The following is a 1,528-nucleotide window of genomic DNA, read 5'->3' as shown; positions in this document are numbered from 1 at the left end:
GCCACGCGGTTGCGGCCCTCGGCCAGGACCGTCCCGTCCGCGGCAACGAGCACGGAACCGAACGGCTCGTCGCCCGCCTCCAGAGCCTCGGTCGCCACCAGGCAGCGGCGCAGGTGCCGCAGCTCGGCGTCGTCCATCGTGATGCCCCCAGAAGGTGATCTTCAGCGGATGCTAACCACTCGGGTCCCCTCGGCGCACCCGAACTGGAAACGGCACAGCGCGCCTCTGAGACCGGGGCCCACTTGATAGCGCCGCCCAGCGGCCTGGACTCGCTACCCGCCGCGAAGGGCATCGGGCTCGCAGCCGCTCAGCTGACGGCCGGATCGGCGGTCGGCGGTGCCGAGCCGAGAGCCTCGTCCATGCGCCGACAGTGGCGACGTATGCGGGTGTTGGCCCAGAGCAGGTAGCCGCCGAAAGCGAGTCCGAAGATGAGCATGAACGCGGCCATCGTCCATCGGCCGAGGGCGGCGAACGCCACGGGCAGTCCCAACAGCATGACCACGAAGAACACTACGGCGGGCCAGCCGAAACGCCGCATACGGTGGCGGCGTTGGGCTCCGGCCTGAGCCCAGAAGTGCTGTTGGAACCAGCGTCTGATTGCCTGCATGACGCGGCACATCCTTCCCTTTATCAAGAGTTGTCCTGCTAGGTCCGCCCACATCGGACACTGCTATGGCGTCCAGCTCAGGACCCCGAGGCTTTCCCACGCGTTCCGACCTTCATGGTCGCGAACCTCTCCACCTGGGAGTCGGGCCCATGCCTGGGCAAGGGGGTGGCCAACGGCGGCTGACGACGAGAGCGGCCGATAGCTGATCCGCAGGTCAGGGGATAGCGTCCGACGGCATGGTCTTCAACTTCAATGATCATTACCATCCGCTGCTGCTGAGGCAGGTACCCGACGGGGCACGGACAGCGCTGGATGTCGGGTGCGGGACGGGCCAGTTCACGCGATTGCTTGCGGAACGGGGGCTGGACGCAGAGGGAGTAGACCCCGATGCCGGCGTTGTCGAGGCAGCACGAACGACCGGCGGCGGTCCTCGATACCGCCAGGGCGACGTGCGTGATGGACGACTACCCGACTCGCACTACGACTTCATTTCATGCATCGCCAGCCTCCACCACATGCCGTTCGACACGGCCTTGACCTTGCGGAGAGCACTGACCCCGGGCGGTGTGCTAGCGGTGCTGGGGCTCTATCCGGTCAGAACGGCGACCGACTTCGTATGGGCGCTCCCCACACGGTCCCTCCTCAAAGCCGATCGCCTGCTGAGATGGCGCCGCCCCACCCCGTCCGTGAGAGTCCCGATCGTCTGGCCTCCCCCGCTGACGTACGCCGAGACCCGGCTCGAATCCGCCCGCCTTCTGCCCGGCTCGACTCTGCGCCGACTGCTGTTCTGGCGGTACCTGCTGGTGTACCGGGCTTAGCGGCTCGTATCTTGACCGTGCCCCCGCCGCGTCGTCCGGAGGCCCGCTGCGGGGCAGCCGATGGTCTGTCGCCTTGCGTGGGCCCCTATGTCCGGAGCAGCGC

General features: G+C 67.6%; 2 protein-coding genes and 1 pseudogene. 1 reads left to right on the top strand and 2 read right to left on the bottom strand.

The genetic code is table 11. The features are described from left to right. Both ACRDP3_RS24195 and ACRDP3_RS24190 read right to left on the bottom strand, forming a co-directional pair. Positions 1-137, bottom strand: a pseudogene (locus ACRDP3_RS24195) (nucleoside deaminase); the annotation flags it as partial. A gap of 170 nt (positions 138-307) precedes the next feature. After that, positions 308-607, bottom strand: coding sequence for a hypothetical protein (locus tag ACRDP3_RS24190; RefSeq protein WP_431519115.1), 300 nt, complete (start codon positions 605-607; stop codon positions 308-310). A 236-nt stretch (positions 608-843) separates the two neighbouring features. Between ACRDP3_RS24190 and ACRDP3_RS24185 the strand changes: the two genes are divergently transcribed. Next, complete coding sequence (locus ACRDP3_RS24185) at positions 844-1,425, top strand: class I SAM-dependent methyltransferase (protein ID WP_431519114.1); 582 nt, start codon at positions 844-846, stop codon at positions 1,423-1,425. Positions 1,426-1,528: the final 103 nt, after the last annotated feature.

Source organism: Streptomyces sp. (genome assembly GCF_050698815.1).
GTDB lineage: Bacteria > Actinomycetota > Actinomycetes > Streptomycetales > Streptomycetaceae > Streptomyces.
The sequence above is the reverse complement of the archived record's forward strand: the minus strand, read 5'-3'. Positions and strand labels throughout refer to the sequence as shown.